The sequence below is a fragment of the Pseudomonas sp. EMN2 genome, from assembly GCF_009650555.1.
GTDB lineage: Bacteria > Pseudomonadota > Gammaproteobacteria > Pseudomonadales > Pseudomonadaceae > Aquipseudomonas > Aquipseudomonas sichuanensis.
The window spans coordinates 1-18132 of record NZ_VZZR01000104.1; the positions used below are offsets into that span (position 1 = coordinate 1).

Below are 18132 nucleotides of genomic sequence, written 5' to 3' on the forward strand. Positions count from 1 at the left end.
CCGAAACAAACTGTGGGAGCGGGTTTACCCGCGAAGCGCCGCGCGGGCGGCGCTCGATCTCATAGGCGCTGCAAGGGTCATGGCGAACACCTGTTAGCCCTGACGCGGTCGAACGCCCTACCCTCGCGAACCACCCCGGTACCGCTCCTCACCCCACGCCAGCACAGTCTCCAGCAGGCGCTTGAGCACTACCTGCGTCGGCTGCGCCAAATCTTCGCGATAGCCGAACGGCTCCACCTCATTCATGTAGGTGCACTGCCCCAGCTCCAGTTGCACCGCATGGATGTGATTGGCCGGATCTCCATAGTGGCGAGTGATGTGCCCGCCCTTGAATCGGCCATTGAGCACATGGCTGTAGGCCGGGAACTCGGCGCAAACACCCTGCAGCCGCTCAGCCAATACCGGATCGCAACTGGCACCATTGAAGGTCCCCAGGTTGAAGTCCGGCAACTTGCCGTCAAACAGGTGCGGAATCACCGACCGAATCGAGTGCGCATCCCACAGCAACGCATAACCGAATTCCTCACGCATCCGCGCCAGCTCGCGACGAATCGTGTCGTGGTACGGCCGCCAGATCTGCTCCAGGTACACCGCCCGCTGCTCAGCACTGGGCGCCTTGCCCTCCTCGAACAACGGTTCCCCCTCGAACAGCGTCGCCGGATACAACCCGGTGGTAGCCCCGGCGTACAGCGGCTTGTCGTCATCCGGCCGGTTCAGGTCGATGACGAACCGCGAATACTCCGCCGCCACCACGCTCGCCCCCAACTCGCGGGCAAAGTCGTACAACTGCGGAATATGCCAATCGGTGTCGGGCAGGCTGCGCGCCGCGTCGACCAGGCCATCCCGCACGGCGTCGGTCAGACCAAGCCCGGCATGGGGCATGCTGATCAACAGCGGCAGGCGGCCCTGGTGGAAACTCAATACCTTGTCCATGTCGCCTCGCTCAGTGGGTTATCTCGTGGCCCAGGCGCACCACGCGCTTGGGCAGGTCGCCGCCGAGCCAGTAGCTGAGGTCGGCGGGGCGTTCGATCTGCCAGGCGACGAAGTCGGCCACCTTGCCGGCTTCCAGCGTGCCATGGCTGTCGCCCAGGCCCAGTGCCGTGGCGGCATGCACGGTGACACCAGCCAGCGCCTCTTCCGGGGTCATGCGGAAACAGGTGCAGCCCATGTTCAGCATCAGGCGCAGTGACAGCCCCGGCGATGTGCCGGGGTTGAGGTCGCTGGCCAGGGCGATCTTCACCCCATGGCGGCGCAGGGCATCCATGGGTGGCAGCTGGGTTTCACGCAGGAAGTAGAAAGCCCCCGGCAGCAGCACGGCGACGGTGCCGGCCTCGGCCATGGCGATGGCGTCTTCCTCGGTCATGAACTCCAGGTGGTCGGCCGACAGCGCCTGGTAACGCGCCGCCAGGCTCGAGCCATGCAGCGACGACAACTGCTCGGCATGCAGCTTGACCGGCAGCCCCAGCGCTCGCGCCTTGATGAACAGGCGTTCGACCTGGGCCGGGGAGAACGCCAGGTGTTCGCAGAACGCATCCACCGCATCCACCAGGCCCTCGGCCGCCAGCGCCGGGAGCATTTCGTCGCAGATGTGGGCGATGTAGTCGTCCGCCCTGCCCGCGTACTCCGGCGGTAGCGCATGGGCCGCCAGGCAAGTGCTGCGCACGGTCAGTGGCAGCGCCTCGCCCAGGCGCCGGGCCACGCGCAGCATCTTGCGCTCGTTGGCCAGGTCCAGGCCGTAGCCAGACTTGATCTCGAGCGTGGTGACGCCATCGCGCATCAGCGCCAGCACCCGCTGCCGGGCACTGGCGAACAGTTCGTCCTCGCTGGCCGCGCGGGTAGCCCGCACGGTGCTGGCGATGCCGCCGCCCTGGGCAGCGATCTCGGCGTAGCTCACGCCTTGCAGGCGCTGCTCGAACTCACCGCTGCGGTTGCCACCGAATACCGCGTGGCTGTGGCAGTCGATCAAGCCGGGGGTGACCCAGGCATTGCCCAGGTCCACCGTACGCTCGGCCGCAACCGGCGGCAGTTCACCCCGTGGGCCGATCCATTCGATCAAGCCGTCGTGGGTGACGATGGCCGCGTCCTCGATGATCGAGTAACGGCCCTCGGCCATGGTTGCTGCATGGCAGTGCTGCCAGAGGGTTCTCATTTGCAATCTCCTGAACTAGCGGTGCAGCTCGGCCGCTGCCTGGGCCGACCCGCCCTGCCCTGCGCGCGGCTTGCACCACAGCAGGTAGGACGCGACCAGGAACACCACCCAGATCACGCCGACGATCAATGCCGCCTGGGTATCCGGGAAGTAACCGAGCACACCGAAGATGAACACCATGAAGGCGATGGCCAGGGCCGGGCCATAGGGCCAGAACGGTACCGGGAACTTCAGTTGCGCCACCTGCTCACGGCTCATGCTGCGACGCATCGCCACCTGGGTGACCAGGATCATCAGCCAGACCCACACAGTGGCGAAGGTGGCGATGGAAGCGATCAACAGGAACACGTTTTCCGGGATCAGGTAGTTGAGCAGCACGCCGATCAGCAGCGCCGCGCCCATCACCACCACGGTCATCCACGGCACGCCGTGCTTGGACAGCTTGCCGAAGCCACGCGGCGCCTGGCCGTGCTGGGACAGGCCGTACATCATGCGGCCAGCGCCGAAGATATCGCTGTTGATCGCCGAAATGGCTGCCGAAATCACCACGACGTTGAGCACCGCCGCCGCCGAGCCAATCCCCAGGTTGCTGAAGATCTGCACGAACGGGCTGCCTTGGCTGCCGATCTGCGGCCAGGGGTACAGGCACATCAGCACGAACAGGGTCAGCACATAGAACAGCAGGATACGCAGCGGCACGGCGTTGATCGCCTTCGGGATCACCCGTTGCGGGTCTTTCGCCTCACCGGCGGTAACGCCGATGATCTCGATGCCGCCGAAGGCGAACATCACCACGGCGAACGAGGCGATCAGGCCGCTGACGCCATTGGGCATGAAGCCGCCATGCTCGAACAGGTTGCTCACGCCGACAGCGTGGCCGCTGCCCACCTGGCTGAAACCGAAGGCCATGATCCCCAGGCCTGCGAGGATCATCGCGACGATGGCACCGACCTTGAGCAGCGACAGCCAGAACTCCATCTCGCCGAACACCTTGACGTTGCACAGGTTCAGGCCGCCGATCAGGAACACGATGCCCAGCACCCAGATCCAGCGGGCGACTTCGGGGAACCAGAAGCCCATGTAGATACCGAAGGCGGTCACGTCGGCGATGGCGACGATGACCATCTCGAAGGCGTAGGTCCAACCGAGGATGAAGCCGGCCATGGGGCCGAGGTAGGTACTGGCGTAGTGGCCGAAGGAACCGGCCACCGGGTTGTGCACGGCCATTTCGCCGAGGGCGCGCATGACCAAGAAGACCGCGGCGCCACCGATCAGGTAGGCCAGCAGCACGGCTGGGCCGGCCATCTGGATGGCCGAGGCGGAACCGTAGAAAAGCCCGGTACCGATTGCCGAACCGAGCGCCATGAAACGGATATGCCGGGCAGATAGCCCGCGGGTGAGGCCTTGAGCTTGTTGCATGTCACGTCCCTATATTGTTCTTGTGGTCGTGATGTCTGGATGGGGTCTGCTGCGCAGCCCTTCGCGGGTAAACCCGCTCCCACAGAGGTTGTGCTGGACCTGTGGGAGCGGGTTTACCCGCGAAAGGGCCGCAAAGCGGCCCCCGAGGGCATTACAGGCTTGGCAGGACGCCAGCCGGCAGCAGGCCGGTCAAGGTGCCTTGGGCCAGCAGTGCGGCGGCGGCCTCGATATCCGGCGAGAAGAAGCGGTCGCGGTCATAGTGCGGCACTTCACGGCGCAGGGCATGACGCGCCTGTTCCAGCTTGGCGGAGGTCTTCAGCCCTTTGCGCAGGTCCAGGCCCTGGCAGGCGCCCAGCCACTCGATGGCCAGCACGCCACGGGTGTTCTCGGCCATTTCCCACAGGCGCTTGCCGGCAGCCGGCGCCATCGACACGTGGTCTTCCTGGTTGGCCGAGGTTGGCAGGCTGTCGACGCTGTGCGGGTGCGACAGCGCCTTGTTCTCGCTGGCCAGCGCGGCAGCGGTGACCTGGGCGATCATGAAGCCGGAGTTGACCCCACCGTTCTCCACCAGGAACGGCGGCAGCTGGGACATGTGCTTGTCCATCATCAGCGAGATGCGGCGCTCGCTCAGCGAGCCGATCTCGGCGATGGCCAGGGCAATGTTGTCGGCGGCCATGGCCACGGGCTCGGCGTGGAAGTTGCCACCGGAAATCACATCGCCTTCGGCGGCGAACACCAGCGGGTTGTCCGACACGGCGTTGGCTTCGATGCCCAGCACTTCGGCGGCCTGGCGGATCTGGGTCAGGCAGGCGCCCATGACCTGTGGCTGGCAGCGCAGGGAGTACGGGTCCTGGACCTTGTCGCAGTTCTTGTGCGACAGCGACACTTCACTGGAATCGCCCAGCAGGTCGCGGAAGCAGGCGGCGGTGTCGATCTGACCACGCTGGCCACGTACTTCATGGATACGGGCGTCGAACGGCGAACGCGAGCCCAGTGCGGCTTCAACGCTCAGGCCACCGCAGGCGATGGCGGCGGCGTACAGGTCTTCGGCCTGGAACAGGCCGCGCAGGGCATAGGCGGTGGAGGCCTGGGTGCCGTTAAGCAGGGCCAGGCCCTCTTTCGCGGCCAGGGTCAGTGGCTCCAGGCCGGCAACGGCCAGGGCTTCGGTAGCGGGCAGCCACTGGCCCTTGTAGCGGGCCTTGCCTTCGCCCAGCAGCACCAGCGACATGTGCGCCAGCGGGGCCAGGTCGCCGGAGGCGCCAACCGAACCTTTGAGCGGGATGTGTGGATAGACTTCGGCGTTGACCAGGCCGATCAGGGCGTCGATGACTTTGCGGCGGATGCCGGAGAAACCACGGCTGAGGCTGTTGATCTTCAGCACCATGATCAGGCGCACCAGGTCGTCGTCCAGCGGCGCGCCGATACCGGCGGCGTGGGACAGCACCAGCGAGCGCTGCAGGTTTTCCAGGTCATGGCTGGCAATGCGGGTCGAGGCCAGCAGGCCGAAACCGGTGTTGATGCCGTAGGCGGTGCGGTCTTCGGCAATGATCTGCTCGACGCAGGCGACGCTGGCGTCGATGGCCGGGGCGGCGCTGGCATCCAGTTGCAGGCGCACGGGCGCGGCGTGGATGGCGCGCAGCTGGGCCAGGGTCAGGGTGCCTGGCTTGAGGGTCAGTTCGGTCACTTCGCTACTCCAATCGCTTGTGGCCGCAGGCCCTGTGTTCAGGGTGCCCGCAGGCCACTTCTTGTTGTTCAGTATCACCCTTGTGGGGTGCGATCCAAAGCGCGGCAATCAGCCGGTGATCATTGGCAGGTCGAGGCCCTGCTCCTTGGCGCAGTCGATGGCGATCTGGTAACCGGCATCGGCGTGGCGCATCACGCCGGTGCCCGGGTCGTTGGTCAGGACGCGGGCGATGCGCTCGGCAGCCTCGTCGGTACCGTCACAGACGATGACCATGCCCGAGTGCTGGGAGAAGCCCATGCCCACGCCGCCGCCGTGGTGCAGCGAAACCCAGGTGGCGCCGCCCGCGGTGTTGAGCAGAGCATTGAGCAGCGGCCAGTCGGAGACCGCGTCGGAGCCGTCGCGCATGGCTTCGGTTTCACGGTTAGGGCTGGATACCGAGCCCGAGTCCAGGTGGTCGCGGCCGATGACGACCGGCGCCGACAGCTCGCCGCTGCGGACCATTTCGTTGAAGGCCAGGCCCAGCTTGGCACGCAGGCCCAGGCCAACCCAGCAGATACGCGCCGGCAGGCCCTGGAAGCTGATGCGCTCGCGGGCCATGTCCAGCCAGCGGTGCAGGTGGGCGTCGTCCGGGATCAGTTCCTTGACCTTGGCGTCGGTCTTGTAGATGTCCTCGGCGTCACCGGACAGCGCAGCCCAGCGGAACGGGCCGACACCGCGGCAGAACAGCGGGCGGATATAGGCCGGAACGAAGCCTGGGAAGTCGAAGGCGTTGGCCACGCCTTCTTCCTTGGCCATCTGGCGGATGTTGTTGCCGTAGTCGAAGGTCGGGATGCCCTGCTTCTGGAAGTCGAGCATGGCCTGCACGTGCACGGCCATGGACTGCTTGGCGGCCTTGACCACGCCAGCCGGGTCGGTCACCGCGCGGTCGCGGTACTCTTCCCAGGTCCAGCCAGCCGGCAGGTAGCCGTTGAGCGGGTCGTGGGCGCTGGTCTGGTCGGTGACCATGTCCGGGCGCACGCCACGCTTGACCAGCTCCGGCAGGATTTCGGCTGCGTTGCCGTGCAGGGCGATGGAGATGGCTTTGCCTTCGGCGGTGTACTTGGCGATGCGGGCCAGGGCGTCGTCGAGGTCGGCGGCCTGCTCATCGACGTAGCGGGTTTCCAGGCGGAAATCGATGCGGCTCTGCTGGCATTCGATGTTCAGCGAGCAGGCACCGGCCAGGGTGGCGGCCAGTGGCTGGGCACCGCCCATGCCGCCCAGGCCTGCGGTCAGTACCCACTTGCCTTTCAGGCTGCCGTTGTAGTGCTGGCGGCCGGCTTCGACGAAGGTTTCGTAGGTGCCCTGGACGATGCCCTGGCTGCCGATGTAGATCCAGCTGCCGGCGGTCATCTGGCCGTACATGGCCAGGCCCTTGGCATCCAGTTCGTTGAAGTGTTCCCAGTTGGCCCAGTGCGGTACCAGGTTGGAGTTGGCAATCAGCACGCGCGGGGCGTTGCTGTGGGTTTTGAACACGCCGACCGGCTTGCCCGACTGCACCAGCAGGGTTTCGTCGTCTTCCAGGCGGGTCAGGGTCTCGACGATCTTGTCGTAGCACTCCCAGTTGCGCGCGGCACGGCCGATGCCGCCGTACACCACCAGTTCTTTCGGGTTTTCGGCAACCTGCGGGTCGAGGTTGTTCATCAGCATGCGCAGCGGCGCTTCGGTCAGCCAGCTCTTGGCGGTCAGCTTGTTGCCACGCGGGGCACGGATTTCAACGTCACGGTATTTGTTGTTGTCAGTCACGGGGATGTCCTCTGCGGTCATGCGACGGCATGTGTGTGTGTCGTGGTGCTATACAAACACATCTTTACTTGTATGTACAAGCATGGACAACCAAAAAATCCGGACCGTTCCTCCGAAATGCATCGCGGGGCAAGCCCGCTCCCACGCCAGCTCAAGCCGGGCGTGGGAGCGGGCTTGCCCCGCGATAGTGCAACAGCTGGTTTAGCGCGGCATCAGCTCGATCAGGCAGAACCGCCCCTGCACATCCAGCGCCAGCAACCCTTGGTTGCCCTCCAGGTGCAAACAGTCATACCGGCCCAGCTGCTGGGTCTCGTGCCCCGTCAGCCCGACTTCCACATGATTGCTCGCAGCAAACAGCAACACCGTCGAGGCCGAGCTGAACAGCCGGCTGGTGCCGTCGAACCACTGCAAGCGTGCGTGATAGCGCTGCGGCGAATAGATCAGGTTGAAATCCCGGATCGCCCCGCCCAACAGCTCACAGCTGACCTGGCTCTCGCCGCTGAAGGCGAAGGCATCGAACGGCAGCAGTGGCCGACTGGCCTGGCCATCGACCAGCAGGCGCATGCCATCGCCCTGCAGCACGGTGATGATGCGCTGGTAACCGGTGAAGGTGGAAAATCCGCCGGACGCTTCGATGTCGGCGATCGACAGGCGCCAGCCGAAGCCGTCCAGGCCGTCGCCGGCATCGCGGGTGATCTCTTCGGTGAAACCGCCACCGTTCTTCCAGGGCATGCGCGGGTAATCCTGCGCACGCAACAACTGCAACGCACTCATTTACTGAATCGTCCTTCCAGGCGATGACGGGAACCGGGGTGGATCAGGCGAGCGGCGGTGACCGGCTGGCGACCCGACCAGGTGCGGCGGCGGATCAACAGGCAGGGCTCGCCGCGCTCGATCTGCAGCAACTGGCACTCATCGGGCTCGGCCAGGATGGCCTCGACCACGTGCTCGCCTTCGGTGAGCGGTGCCACCTGCGACAGGTAGGCGTAGGGCGTCTGCCGGGTGAAGTCCTGCTTGAGGTAGTCCGGGGCGATGGCGGCGTTGACGTAGCGGTCCTCGATCTGCACCGGCACGCCGTTCTCGTAGTGCACGATCAGCGAGTGGAATACCCGCTGGCCTTCACGCATGTCCAGGGCCAGGGCACGCTCGGAGCCGGCGGCCTCTTCGGCCAGGGTGATCACCTGGCAGCTGTGCTGGTGGCCGCGACCGGCGATCTCGTCGGCGATGTTGTTGACCTCGAACAACGCCGAGCGGCTCTTCGGCTCGGCGACGAAGGTGCCGACGCCCTGCATGCGCACCAGCAGCCCTTCGGCGGTGAGCTCACGCAGGGCACGGTTGATGGTCATGCGGCTGAAACCCAGCTCGCTGACCAGCTCGCTCTCCGACGGCACCCGGTGATGCGGCGGCCAGCTGCCGTTTTCGATCTGCTGGGCGATCATCTGCTTGACCCGGGCATACAGCGGCGCCGGCCCTTCGCCCATCTGGGCAACCAGCGCGGAGACAGGAGGTGTCGGCACGGCGTGGAATCCTTGTACGGTTGGAGTGAACGGTAGCTTGCCGGAGTTTACCCGGCAGGCAAACGGCTGTATATGTATATACAAGTTAAACAATAACAGGATTTCACCGATGTCCGCCTATTTCGCCGAACGCGCCCTGCTACCCACGGGCTGGGCCCGTAATGTCCGCCTGGAGGTCGCCGCCGATGGCCGGCTGACGGCGGTCGAGGCCAATGCCAGCGCCGAGGGCGCCGAGCGCCTGGCCGGCCCGCTGTTACCGGGCATGCCCAACCTGCACTCGCACGCGTTCCAGCGGGCCATGGCGGGGCTGGCGGAAGTGGCTGGCAACCCCAACGACAGCTTCTGGACCTGGCGCGACCTGATGTACCGCCTGGTCGGGCGCATCACCCCGGAGCAGTTGCAGGTCATCGCCCGCCAGCTGTACATCGAGATGCTCAAGGCCGGCTACACCTCGGTGGCCGAATTCCACTATGTGCACCATGACCAGGACGGCCAGCGCTACACCGACCCGGCCGAGCTGTCCCGGCGCATCAGCGCTGCAGCCGCCGCCAGCGGCATCGGCCTGACCCTGCTGCCGGTGCTGTACAGCCACTCGGGCTTCGGCGGGCAAGCGCCCAACGACGGGCAACGGCGCTTCATCAACTCTACCGAGCAGTACCTGGCGCTGCAGCAGCAGCTCGCCCCGGTGCTGGCCGCGCAACCGGCGCAACAGCTGGGGCTGTGCTTCCACTCCCTGCGCGCGGTGACGCCCGGGCAGATCGCCGAGGTGCTCGGCGCCAGCGACAAACAGTGCCCGATCCACATCCATATTGCCGAGCAACAGAAGGAAGTCGACGACTGCCTGGCCTGGAGCGGCCTGCGCCCCCTGCAGTGGCTCTATGAGCACACCGAGGTCGATTCGCGCTGGTGCCTGGTGCATGCCACCCACGCCGAGCCCGACGAAGTCAGCGCCATGGCCCGCAGCGGCGCGATCGCCGGCCTGTGCCTGACCACCGAGGCGAATTTGGGCGATGGTATTTTCCCGGCAGTGGACTACCTGGCCCAGGGCGGGCGCATGGGGATCGGCTCGGACAGCCACGTGTCGTTGAGCGTGGTCGAGGAGCTGCGCTGGCTGGAATACGGCCAGCGCCTGCGCGACCAGCGCCGCAACCGCCTGTACCGCAACGATCAGCCGATGGTCGGGCGTACCTTGTACGACGCTGCGCTGGTGGGCGGCGCCCAGGCGCTGGGCCAGCCGATCGGTGAACTGGCCGTGGGTAAGCGTGCGGACTGGCTGGTGCTGGACGGGCAGGACCCGTACCTGACCGTGGCGGACGGCGACGCCATCCTCAACCGCTGGCTGTTTGCAGGCGGCGATCGCCAGGTGCGCGATGTGATGGTCAACGGGCAGTGGGTGGTGCGCCAGGGGCGGCATGGGCAGGAGGCAGAAAGTGCGCTGGCGTTTGTCGAAGTGCTGCGCCAACTGCTGGGCTGAGCTGCAAAACCATCGCGGGGCAAGCCCGCTCCCACAGGATCTGTACGAGCCTGTGGGAGCGGGCTTGCCCCGCGATTTGCCTGATCAATGCCGGGCGACGATTTCCTTGTCTGGCGTGCGCCAGATCAACCGGCGGGTGTCGTACCCCTGCTGGCGCGCCTTGGCCAGCAGGTTCTCGCGCTCCCACGCCGGCAACGACGGCGTGCGCGACAAGATCCACAGGTACTTGCGGTCCGGGCTGCCGACGATGGCGGTGCGGTAACGCTCGTCGACGAACAGAATCCAGTAGTCACCCTTGGCCACACCCGGTACCAAGCGCGTGAACCAGTTGTCGAACTCCACCCACAGCTTGTCGGTATGCCCGGGCTGTTGCACGTTGGCATGGCCTTCGGCGCGCAGCCACTCGTCACCCAGGGTGCGGCAGCGGTTGAGCACGCCCACCGTGCCGTCGGGCTTGAGGTTGTAATGGGCCTCGGACTGGGCGCAGCCGTCCTGGTACTTCATCGGCAAGCGCGCCAGTTCGAACCATTTACCCTGATAACGCTTGAGGTCCACCGCACCTGCGGTCTTCGGTGCCAGCGGGTCGGTGGCGGATGTGGCGCAGCCACCCAGCAGCATCACCAGGCACACACTCAACAGCAGGTGCAGACGCCTCATTTGAGACCCTGCCCGGAATACATCAGCACTTTGTCCGCCGCGTACTGCACGCTGATGAAGCTCTTCTCGTCACCCCAGGTGCAGCTGCTCATGCCCAGCGCGCCGGAGCACTCGGTGGGCGTGCCGAGCATCTGCTCGACCTCGGCCTTGTTCATGCCGGCCTTGAGTTTGGAATAGTTTTCCTGGTTGATCTTGCTGCAGGCGGTCAGGACGACGCACAAGGACAACAGGGCGAGGGAACGCAACGACATGAAAGTGACACTCCTGGAGGTGAATACACAGGTTCTGAGAGGCCTGCTGGGAGCTTAGAAGGGAAAAAGGGCCCGCGGTTCCCTGCCATCCGAGGTTTTCCTCCGGCACCGCCAGTCGGTATCTGCGCAAACGATTAATGTTTTTTCCGGCGCTGACGACACAGCTTCCGACGGTGTGGCTTTTCGTCGCACCTGCCCTCCTCCGTGCCCGTGCGCAGACTTTCTAAAAATGACCAAGAACCTCAAGTTCAGCCACAAGATCCTGCTGGCTGCCGCCCTGGTGGTGGCCGTTGCCTTCACCTGTTTCGTGCTGTTCAACGATTACCGACAACGCCAGTCCCTGCGCAGTGACACGGAGGCCACTCTGCAGGACCTGGGCAATCTCACCGCCGGTAACATCCGCAATTGGCTCGACAGCCGTATCCAGTTGCTCAACACCCTGGCCCAGCAAGTCGCCGTCGATGGCCCGGGCAAAGCCAGCCTGGACCGCAGCCTGGCGTTGCCGGTGTACGCCAGCAACTTCATGCTCAGCTACTTCGGCGGCCAGGACGGCAGCATGCAGTCGGTGCCGGTAGGCAGCCGCGCCGCCGATTACGACCCGCGCGTGCGCGGCTGGTACAAGGCGGCCACTGCCGCCGGCCAGACCATCGTCACCGAGCCGTATATCTCGGCCTCGGCCGGCAAGCTGGTGATCACCCTGGCCACCCCGGTGCAGCAGGCCGGCCGCCTGATCGGCGTGAGTGGCGTCGACACCGACCTGCAGACCATCAGCAACCTGATCAACACCCTCGACTTCGATGGCCGTGGCCACGCCTTCATCGTCAATGGCGAGGGCAAGATCCTCATCCACCCCAAGGGCGAACTGGCACTCAAGACGCTCGGCGACGTCTACCCGGCCAATACTCCGCGCATCGGCAGTGGCCTGAAAGAAGTCGAGGTCGATGGCCGCAAGCAGTTCATCAGCTTCACCCATGTCGACGGCGTGCCGTCGGCGGACTGGTACGTGGCGCTGGTACTCGACCAGGACGCGGCCTTCGCCATGCTCGGCGAACTGCGTACTTCGGCGGTGGTGGCGACCTTGATCGCGGTGATCGTGATCATTGCCCTGCTCGGCCTGCTGATCCGCGTGCTGATGGAGCCGCTGCACGTGATGGGCCGCGCCATGCATGACATCGCCGAAGGCGAAGGCGACCTGACCCGGCGCCTGAAGATCCACGCCCAGGACGAATTCGGCAGCCTGGCGCAGTCGTTCAACCGTTTCGTCGAGCGCATTCACGAATCGATCCGCGAAGTGGCCTCGGCCACCGGCCAGGTCAACAGCGTGGCGGGCCAGGTGGTCAGCGCCTCCAACGCCTCGATCCACAATGCCGACCAGCAATCCAGCCGCACCAGCAGCGTGGCGGCGGCGATCAACCAGCTCGGCGCCGCCGCCCAGGAGATCGCCCAGAACGCCGCCCTGGCCTCGCAGCACTCCAGCGCCGCGCGCGGCCTGGCCGAAGAAGGCCAGCAGGTGGTCGGCGAGACCATCGAGGTGATGAACCAGCTGTCGGCGCGTATCAGCGATGCCAGCGGCAACATCGAGACGCTGAACAACCACACGGTGAACATCGGCCAGATCCTCGATGTGATCAGTGGCATCTCGCAGCAGACCAACCTGCTGGCGCTCAACGCCGCCATCGAAGCCGCCCGCGCGGGCGAGGCCGGCCGTGGCTTTGCCGTGGTGGCCGACGAGGTACGCAACCTGGCCCATCGCACCCAGGATTCGGCGCAGCAGGTGCAGCGCCTGATCGAGGAGCTGCAGGCCGGCGCGCAGATGGCCGTGAGCACCATGAATCAGAGCCAGCAGCACAGCGACCGCAGCGTCGGTATCGCCAACCAGGCCGGCGAACGCCTGGGCAGCGTTACCCAGCGCATCGGTGAGATCGACGGCATGAACCAGTCGGTGGCCACCGCCACCGAAGAGCAGACGGCCGTGGTCGAGTCGATCAATGTCGACATCACCGAAATCAATACGCTGAATCAGGAAGGGGTGCACAACCTGCAGAGCACCTTGCGTGCCTGCACCGACCTGGAGCACCAGGTGGAGCGGTTGAAGCATCTGGTGGGGAGCTTCAGGATCTGATTCGGTAACGTGGGAGCGGGCTTGCCCCGCGATTGTGATGGTGGGTCTGACATCGCAATCGCGGGGCAAGCCCGCTCCCACGCAAAGCACAGGGCTTAGAAGCGGGACCCAGGCTCCAGCAAGAAATCCATCTCCTCGCTGGTACTCGGCCGCTCCAGCACCAGGTTACGGTGCGGGAAGCGCCCGAACCGGGCAATCACCCGCTGATGCTGCTCGGCATAGTCGAGGAAGCCTTCGAACAACCGGCGGTTCGCCTCCGGCTGTTCATCCAGCAAGGTCTGGTAGCGCTCGACGCACAGGTTCTGCCAGTCCAGCACCTCGGCATGCTCCAGCACCAGCAGCACGAACACCCGCTGGATCGGCAGCAGCTGGTAGTCCCAGCCCTTCTGCAAACCCTGCATGGCCACCACCTGCGCCCGCCGGTCGCCCTCGAAGGCGCGCGGCGTGTCGCGGTGGATCATGCGCGGCAGCTGGTCCAGCAGGATCAGCAAGCCGAGCCAGCCCTGCGGGCTCTGCTGCCAATCCTCGAGCCCGCCCGCCAGGGCGTGCTCCATCAGGTCACCGAACAGCGCCTGGGCTTCGGCATCGTGATGCTTGCCGAACCACAGCGTGCTCTTCTCGTCAGCCACGGCCTGGGGGCTGGTGCCCCAACCGAACCACCACTCCAGCAACGGCTGCCAAGGTGCGAGCATGGTTTACTCCTTGTGGTACGCGGTGACGCGCTCGACCTCTTCCTTCGAGCCGAGGATCACCGACACGCGCTGGTGCAGGCCCTCTGGCTTGATGTCGAGGATGCGCTGGTAACCGTCGGTGGACACACCGCCGGCTTGTTCGATGATGAACGACATCGGGTTGGCTTCGTACATCAGGCGCAGCTTGCCCGGCTTGCTTGGGTCGCGGGCGTCGCGTGGGTACATGAACAGGCCGCCACGGGTCAGGATGCGGTGCACGTCGGCCACCATCGAGGCGATCCAGCGCATGTTGTAGTTCTTTTTCAGCGGGCCGGTCTCACCGGCCAGCAGCTCGCCCACGTAGCGCTGAATCGGGGCTTCCCAATGGCGCTGGTTGGACATGTTGATGGCGAATTCGGCGGTGCTTTCCGGTACGCGGATGTTCTCGTGGGTCAGCACGAAGCTGCCCAGCTCGCGGTCCAGGGTGAAGCCCTTGACGCCATTGCCCAGGGTCAGGATCAGCATGGTCTGCGGGCCATAGATGGCATAACCGGCGGCGACCTGCTCGGTGCCTGGCTGCAGGAAGGCGTTTTCGTTGAGGCTTTCGTTCTGGCTCAGGTACTGGTTAGGGCAACGCAGAACCGAGAAGATGGTGCCGACCGAGACGTTGACGTCGATGTTCGACGAACCGTCCAGCGGGTCGAAGACCAGCAGGTAGGCGCCTTTGGGGTACTTGCCCGGGATCTGGTAGGCGTTGTCCATCTCTTCGGAGGCCATGCCGGCCAGGTGGCCGCCCCACTCGTTGGCTTCGAGCAGGATGTCGTTGGAGATGACGTCGAGCTTCTTCTGCACTTCGCCCTGGACGTTTTCGGTGCCCATGCTGCCCAGGACGCCACCCAGCGCGCCTTTGGAGACGTGATGGCTGATTTCCTTGCACGCACGCGCCACCACTTCGATCAGGAAGCGCAGATCGGCAGGAGTGTTGTTGCTGCGGGTCTGCTCAATCAGATAGCGACTCAGGGTAACGCGGGACATGTATGGCTCCGAAAAGGAAAGGGGGAGAAAAACCCCCGCAGTTTACAGGGAGAGTTGCGGGCTAGCGAGCAAAGAGACTCGCCGGGCGACGTTGAGTTCAGCGCGCCGAGGGCCAGCTGTCGGCCAGAAGCACATCGCGGGGCAAGCCCGCTCCCACGTGCTACCAGCGTGGGAGCGGGCTTGCCCCGCGATGGGGGCGGCTCAATCCAGCGCTTTCCAGATCTCGCTGGCATATTCCCGAATGGTCCGGTCCGACGAGAACCACCCCATCCGTGCGGTATTGAGCACCGCCATGCGCCACCATTGCTGGGGCGTATGCCACAGCTCCTCGACCCGCCGCTGGGCATCCCAGTAGGCGTCGAAGTCGGCACACACCAGGAAGCGGTCATAGGCGATCAGGCCATCCACCAGCCCGGTATAACGCGATGGATCATCCGGCGAGAAAACCCCACTGCGGATCGCCTGCAACACGTCACCCAAGCGGTGCGACGCGGTAATCGCCGCGCTGGCGCCAAAGTCGCCACTGCGTTTGCGCGCCTCCACCTGCTGCGCGGTCAGGCCGAAGATGAACATGTTCTCGGCCCCGACCTGCTCGCACATCTCGACGTTGGCGCCGTCCAGGGTGCCGATGGTCAGCGCGCCGTTGAGCCCGAACTTCATGTTGCTGGTGCCGGAGGCTTCGTAACCGGCCGTGGAGATCTGCTCGGACAGGTCGGCCGCCGGGATGATGCTCTCGGCCAGGCTGACGTTGTAGTTGGGCAGGAACACCACCTTGAGCAGGCCGCGCACGGTCGGGTCGTTGTTGACCACCCGGGCGATGTCGTTGGCCAGCTTGATGATCAGTTTGGCCTGGTGATAGCTGGCCGCCGCCTTGCCGGCGAAGATCTTCACCCGCGGCACCCAGTCGGTGCCGGGGTCGTGGCGCATGGCCTGGTACAGGGCCACGGTGTGCAGCAGGTTGAGCAACTGGCGCTTGTACTCGTGGATGCGCTTGACCTGCACGTCGAACAGCGCCTCGGGGTTGACCGTCACCCCCAGGCGGTCCTGGATGATGGCAGCCAGGGCACGCTTGCTGTGCAGACGCTGGGCCGCGAACTGCCTGCAGAAGTCGGCCTTGTCGGCAAAGGGCACCAGGGCCTTGAGCTTGCCTTCCGGGTCGTCCAGCACCTCCGGGCCCAGTGCCTCGGTGAGCATCGCCGTGAGCGGCGGGTTGGCCTGGTAAAGCCAGCGGCGGAAGGTGATGCCGTTGGTCTTGTTGTTGATCCGCTGCGGATAGAGCTTGTGCAGCTCGGCGAATACCGTGCTCTTCATCAGCTTGCTGTGCAGCGCCGACACGCCGTTGACGCTGTGCGACCCGAGGAACGCCAGGTTGCCCATGCGCACACGGCGACCGTTGTCTTCTTCGATCAGCGACACCGCGCGCAGCACGTCGAAGTCATGCAGGCCTTTGGCCCGCAGAGAGTCGATATGGTAGGCGTTGATCAGATAGATGATCTGCATGTGCCGCGGCAGCATGCGCTCCATCAACGCCACCGGCCAGGTTTCCAGGGCCTCGGGAAGCAGCGTGTGGTTGGTGTAGGCCAAGGTACCGACGGTCACCTGCCAGGCGGTGTCCCAGGGGATTTCGTGCTGGTCGACCAACAGCCGCATCAACTCGGCCACGGCGATCGACGGGTGGGTGTCGTTGAGCTGGATCGCAGCAGCATCCGGCAGGTTGAGCAGGTTGTCATGCATGTTCAGGTGGCGGCGCAGCAGGTCCTGCAGCGAGGCGGAGACGAAGAAGTACTCCTGGCGCAGGCGCAGTTCCTGGCCGGCCTCGGTGCTGTCGGCCGGGTACAGCACCCGCGAAATGCTCTCGGCCCGGGCCACCTCGGCCACCGCACCCAGGTGATCGCCGGCGTTGAAGCGCTCCAGGTGCAGCTCTTCCAGCGCCCGGGCGCGCCACAGGCGCAAGGTGTTGACGCTGGAGCCACGCCAGCCGACCACCGGAGTGTCGTAGGCCACGGCCCGTACCGTTTCGCCCGGCCACCAGACCTGGCGCTGCTTGCCAGTGCCTTCCTGCACGGTTTCGACACTGCCGCCAAAGCTGATCGGGTAGATCACCTCGGCACGCTCGAACTCCCAGGGGTTGCCGAAGTCCAGCCAGTTCTCGGTCTGCTCCTGCTGCCAGCCATCGACCAGCGCCTGGCGGAACAGCCCATGCTCGTAGCGGATGCCATAGCCATGGGCGGCAATGCCCAGGGTCGACATGCTCTCCATGAAGCACGCCGCCAGGCGCCCGAGGCCGCCGTTACCCAGCGCCGCATCCGGCTCGAGCAGGCGAATGCGCTCAAGGTCCACGTCCAGGCCCTGCAGCGCCTCGCGGGCGATTTCCAGGTAGCCCAGGTTGCTCAGACTGTCGTACAGCAGCCGGCCGATGAGGAATTCGAGGGAAAGGTAATACACCCGCTTCTGGCTACGCCGGTAGGCCCGTCGGGTGTGGTCCATCCAGTGGTCGACCATGTGGTCGCGGGCCGCCAGGGCGATGGCCTCGAACCAGTCGTGGTCGAACGCGTGTTCCGGGTCCTTGCCGACCGCGTAGGTCAGCTTGGCCAGCACGGCGGCGCGAAAATCCGCCACCTCCTCGTGATGAGCTTTGGCCTCACGGGCCTTGTTTTCCTGGGACATGCGGCATCCTCGGGCAAGTAGGCTAAAGCGCAGGGAAAGTGTTCAGCCTAGACGGTCTGACACAGAGCGACAGCAAGGGTTCGTGGATTTCATGCGCCAGGCGGGAATCGGGCAAAAGGTTGTTCACAAATTGAACAACTCCGGTATGATCGCGCGCCCCAAGACCGTGATTCGCCCCCATAACGATGAAAACGACCCTGATCGCCGCCGCCGAAGTCGACCGCCTGGAGACCTGGCAGCGCTATGCCAGCCACATGTGCGGTGGCTGCCACTCGACCTGTTGCACTTTGCCGGTGGAGGTGAAGATCAAGGATCTGATCCGTATCGGCGTGGTGGACGAGTTCGAAAAAGACGAACCGCCGAAGAACGTGGCCAAGCGCCTGCAGAAGGAAGGCATCATCGAACGCTTCAACCAGAAGTCGGGGATCTTCACCCTGACCCGGATGAGCAACGATGACTGCATGTACCTGGACCGCAAGAGCCGGCTGTGCACCATCTACGACAAGCGCCCGGACACTTGCCGCAACCACCCCAAGATCGGGCCGCGGCCGGGGTATTGTGCGTACAAGCCGAAGGTGGTTGGGCGCTGATCATCAGCCAGTGCCGGCCTCTTCGCGGCTAAAGCCGCTCCCACAGGTACCGTGCAGACCCTGAGTCCAGTAGAGATCCTGTGGGAGCGGGTTTACCCGCGAAGAGACCAACAA

15 protein-coding genes and 1 pseudogene are annotated in these 18132 nt (G+C 65.1%); 4 read left to right on the forward strand and 12 right to left on the reverse strand.

What is annotated here, in order from left to right; all coding sequences use genetic code 11:
* Nucleotides 1–117: 117 nt before the first annotated feature.
* The 7 genes from hutG to hutC all read right to left on the reverse strand — a co-directional run bounded on the left by hutG (nt 118) and on the right by hutC (nt 8515).
* Nucleotides 118–933 (reverse strand): N-formylglutamate deformylase, encoded by an 816-nt coding sequence (gene hutG, locus F6X61_RS24635; protein ID WP_153788947.1) that lies wholly within the window; start codon nt 931–933, stop codon nt 118–120.
* A gap of 10 nt (nt 934–943) precedes the next feature.
* Nucleotides 944–2149, reverse strand: coding sequence for an imidazolonepropionase (hutI, locus tag F6X61_RS24640; RefSeq protein ID WP_153788948.1), 1206 nt, complete (start codon nt 2147–2149; stop codon nt 944–946).
* A gap of 15 nt (nt 2150–2164) precedes the next feature.
* The gene (locus F6X61_RS24645; protein ID WP_153788949.1) at nt 2165–3568 is read right to left on the reverse strand and encodes an amino acid permease; all 1404 of its coding nucleotides are present in this window, start codon (nt 3566–3568) and stop codon (nt 2165–2167) included.
* A gap of 151 nt (nt 3569–3719) precedes the next feature.
* Nucleotides 3720–5252: a histidine ammonia-lyase gene (gene hutH / locus F6X61_RS24650; RefSeq protein WP_153788950.1), complete on the reverse strand. Its 1533-nt coding sequence runs from the start codon at nt 5250–5252 to the stop codon at nt 3720–3722.
* A 108-nt stretch (nt 5253–5360) separates the two neighbouring features.
* Nucleotides 5361–7034 (reverse strand): urocanate hydratase, encoded by a 1674-nt coding sequence (hutU, locus tag F6X61_RS24655; RefSeq protein ID WP_153788951.1) that lies wholly within the window; start codon nt 7032–7034, stop codon nt 5361–5363.
* 201 nt (nt 7035–7235) lie between these two features.
* Complete coding sequence (locus F6X61_RS24660) at nt 7236–7808, reverse strand: HutD family protein (protein ID WP_153788952.1); 573 nt, start codon at nt 7806–7808, stop codon at nt 7236–7238.
* Entirely contained in the window at nt 7805–8515 is a 711-nt protein-coding gene (gene hutC, locus F6X61_RS24665) for a histidine utilization repressor (RefSeq protein ID WP_178125886.1), read from the reverse strand. Before hutC ends, F6X61_RS24660 begins: the two co-directional genes overlap by 4 nt.
* A 145-nt stretch (nt 8516–8660) precedes the next feature.
* Between hutC and F6X61_RS24670 the strand changes: the two genes are divergently transcribed.
* On the forward strand, nt 8661–10025 hold the full coding sequence (locus F6X61_RS24670) for a formimidoylglutamate deiminase (RefSeq protein WP_153788953.1): 1365 nt from the start codon (nt 8661–8663) through the stop codon (nt 10023–10025).
* A gap of 84 nt (nt 10026–10109) precedes the next feature.
* Here F6X61_RS24670 and F6X61_RS24675 read toward each other — a convergent pair whose 3' ends face one another.
* Nucleotides 10110–10682, reverse strand: a complete 573-nt coding sequence (locus tag F6X61_RS24675) for a lipocalin family protein (RefSeq protein ID WP_153788954.1) — start codon at nt 10680–10682, stop codon at nt 10110–10112.
* A complete protein-coding gene (gene bamE, locus F6X61_RS24680) occupies nt 10679–10933 on the reverse strand; it encodes an outer membrane protein assembly factor BamE (protein WP_125465865.1) in 255 nt (84 codons plus the stop codon). The genes F6X61_RS24675 and bamE overlap by 4 nt, the downstream gene beginning before the upstream one ends.
* Nucleotides 10934–11162: 229 nt before the next feature.
* Between bamE and F6X61_RS27715 the strand changes: the two are divergent.
* A pseudogene (locus F6X61_RS27715) lies at nt 11163–12200 on the forward strand (cache domain-containing protein); the annotation flags it as partial.
* 129 nt (nt 12201–12329) lie between these two features.
* Nucleotides 12330–13055 carry a methyl-accepting chemotaxis protein gene (locus F6X61_RS27720; RefSeq protein ID WP_371923757.1) on the forward strand — a complete coding sequence of 242 codons (726 nt, stop codon included), beginning with the start codon at nt 12330–12332 and terminating at the stop codon, nt 13053–13055.
* Nucleotides 13056–13150: 95 nt separating this feature from the next.
* On the opposite strand, the gene F6X61_RS24690 is transcribed toward F6X61_RS27720, so the two are convergent.
* The 3 genes from F6X61_RS24690 to F6X61_RS24700 form a co-directional block, all read right to left on the reverse strand.
* Nucleotides 13151–13747 (reverse strand): DUF924 family protein, encoded by a 597-nt coding sequence (locus F6X61_RS24690; RefSeq protein ID WP_153788956.1) that lies wholly within the window; start codon nt 13745–13747, stop codon nt 13151–13153.
* Between the two features lie 3 nt (nt 13748–13750).
* Entirely contained in the window at nt 13751–14761 is a 1011-nt protein-coding gene (locus F6X61_RS24695; RefSeq protein ID WP_110996508.1) for a class 1 fructose-bisphosphatase, read from the reverse strand.
* A gap of 201 nt (nt 14762–14962) precedes the next feature.
* Complete coding sequence (locus tag F6X61_RS24700; protein WP_153788957.1) at nt 14963–17428, reverse strand: glycogen/starch/alpha-glucan phosphorylase; 2466 nt, start codon at nt 17426–17428, stop codon at nt 14963–14965.
* Between the two features lie 185 nt (nt 17429–17613).
* On the opposite strand from F6X61_RS24700, the gene F6X61_RS24705 reads away from it, so the two are divergent.
* Nucleotides 17614–18018, forward strand: a complete 405-nt coding sequence (locus F6X61_RS24705) for a YkgJ family cysteine cluster protein (RefSeq protein WP_153788958.1) — start codon at nt 17614–17616, stop codon at nt 18016–18018.
* The last annotated feature ends 114 nt before the right edge of the window (nt 18019–18132 follow it).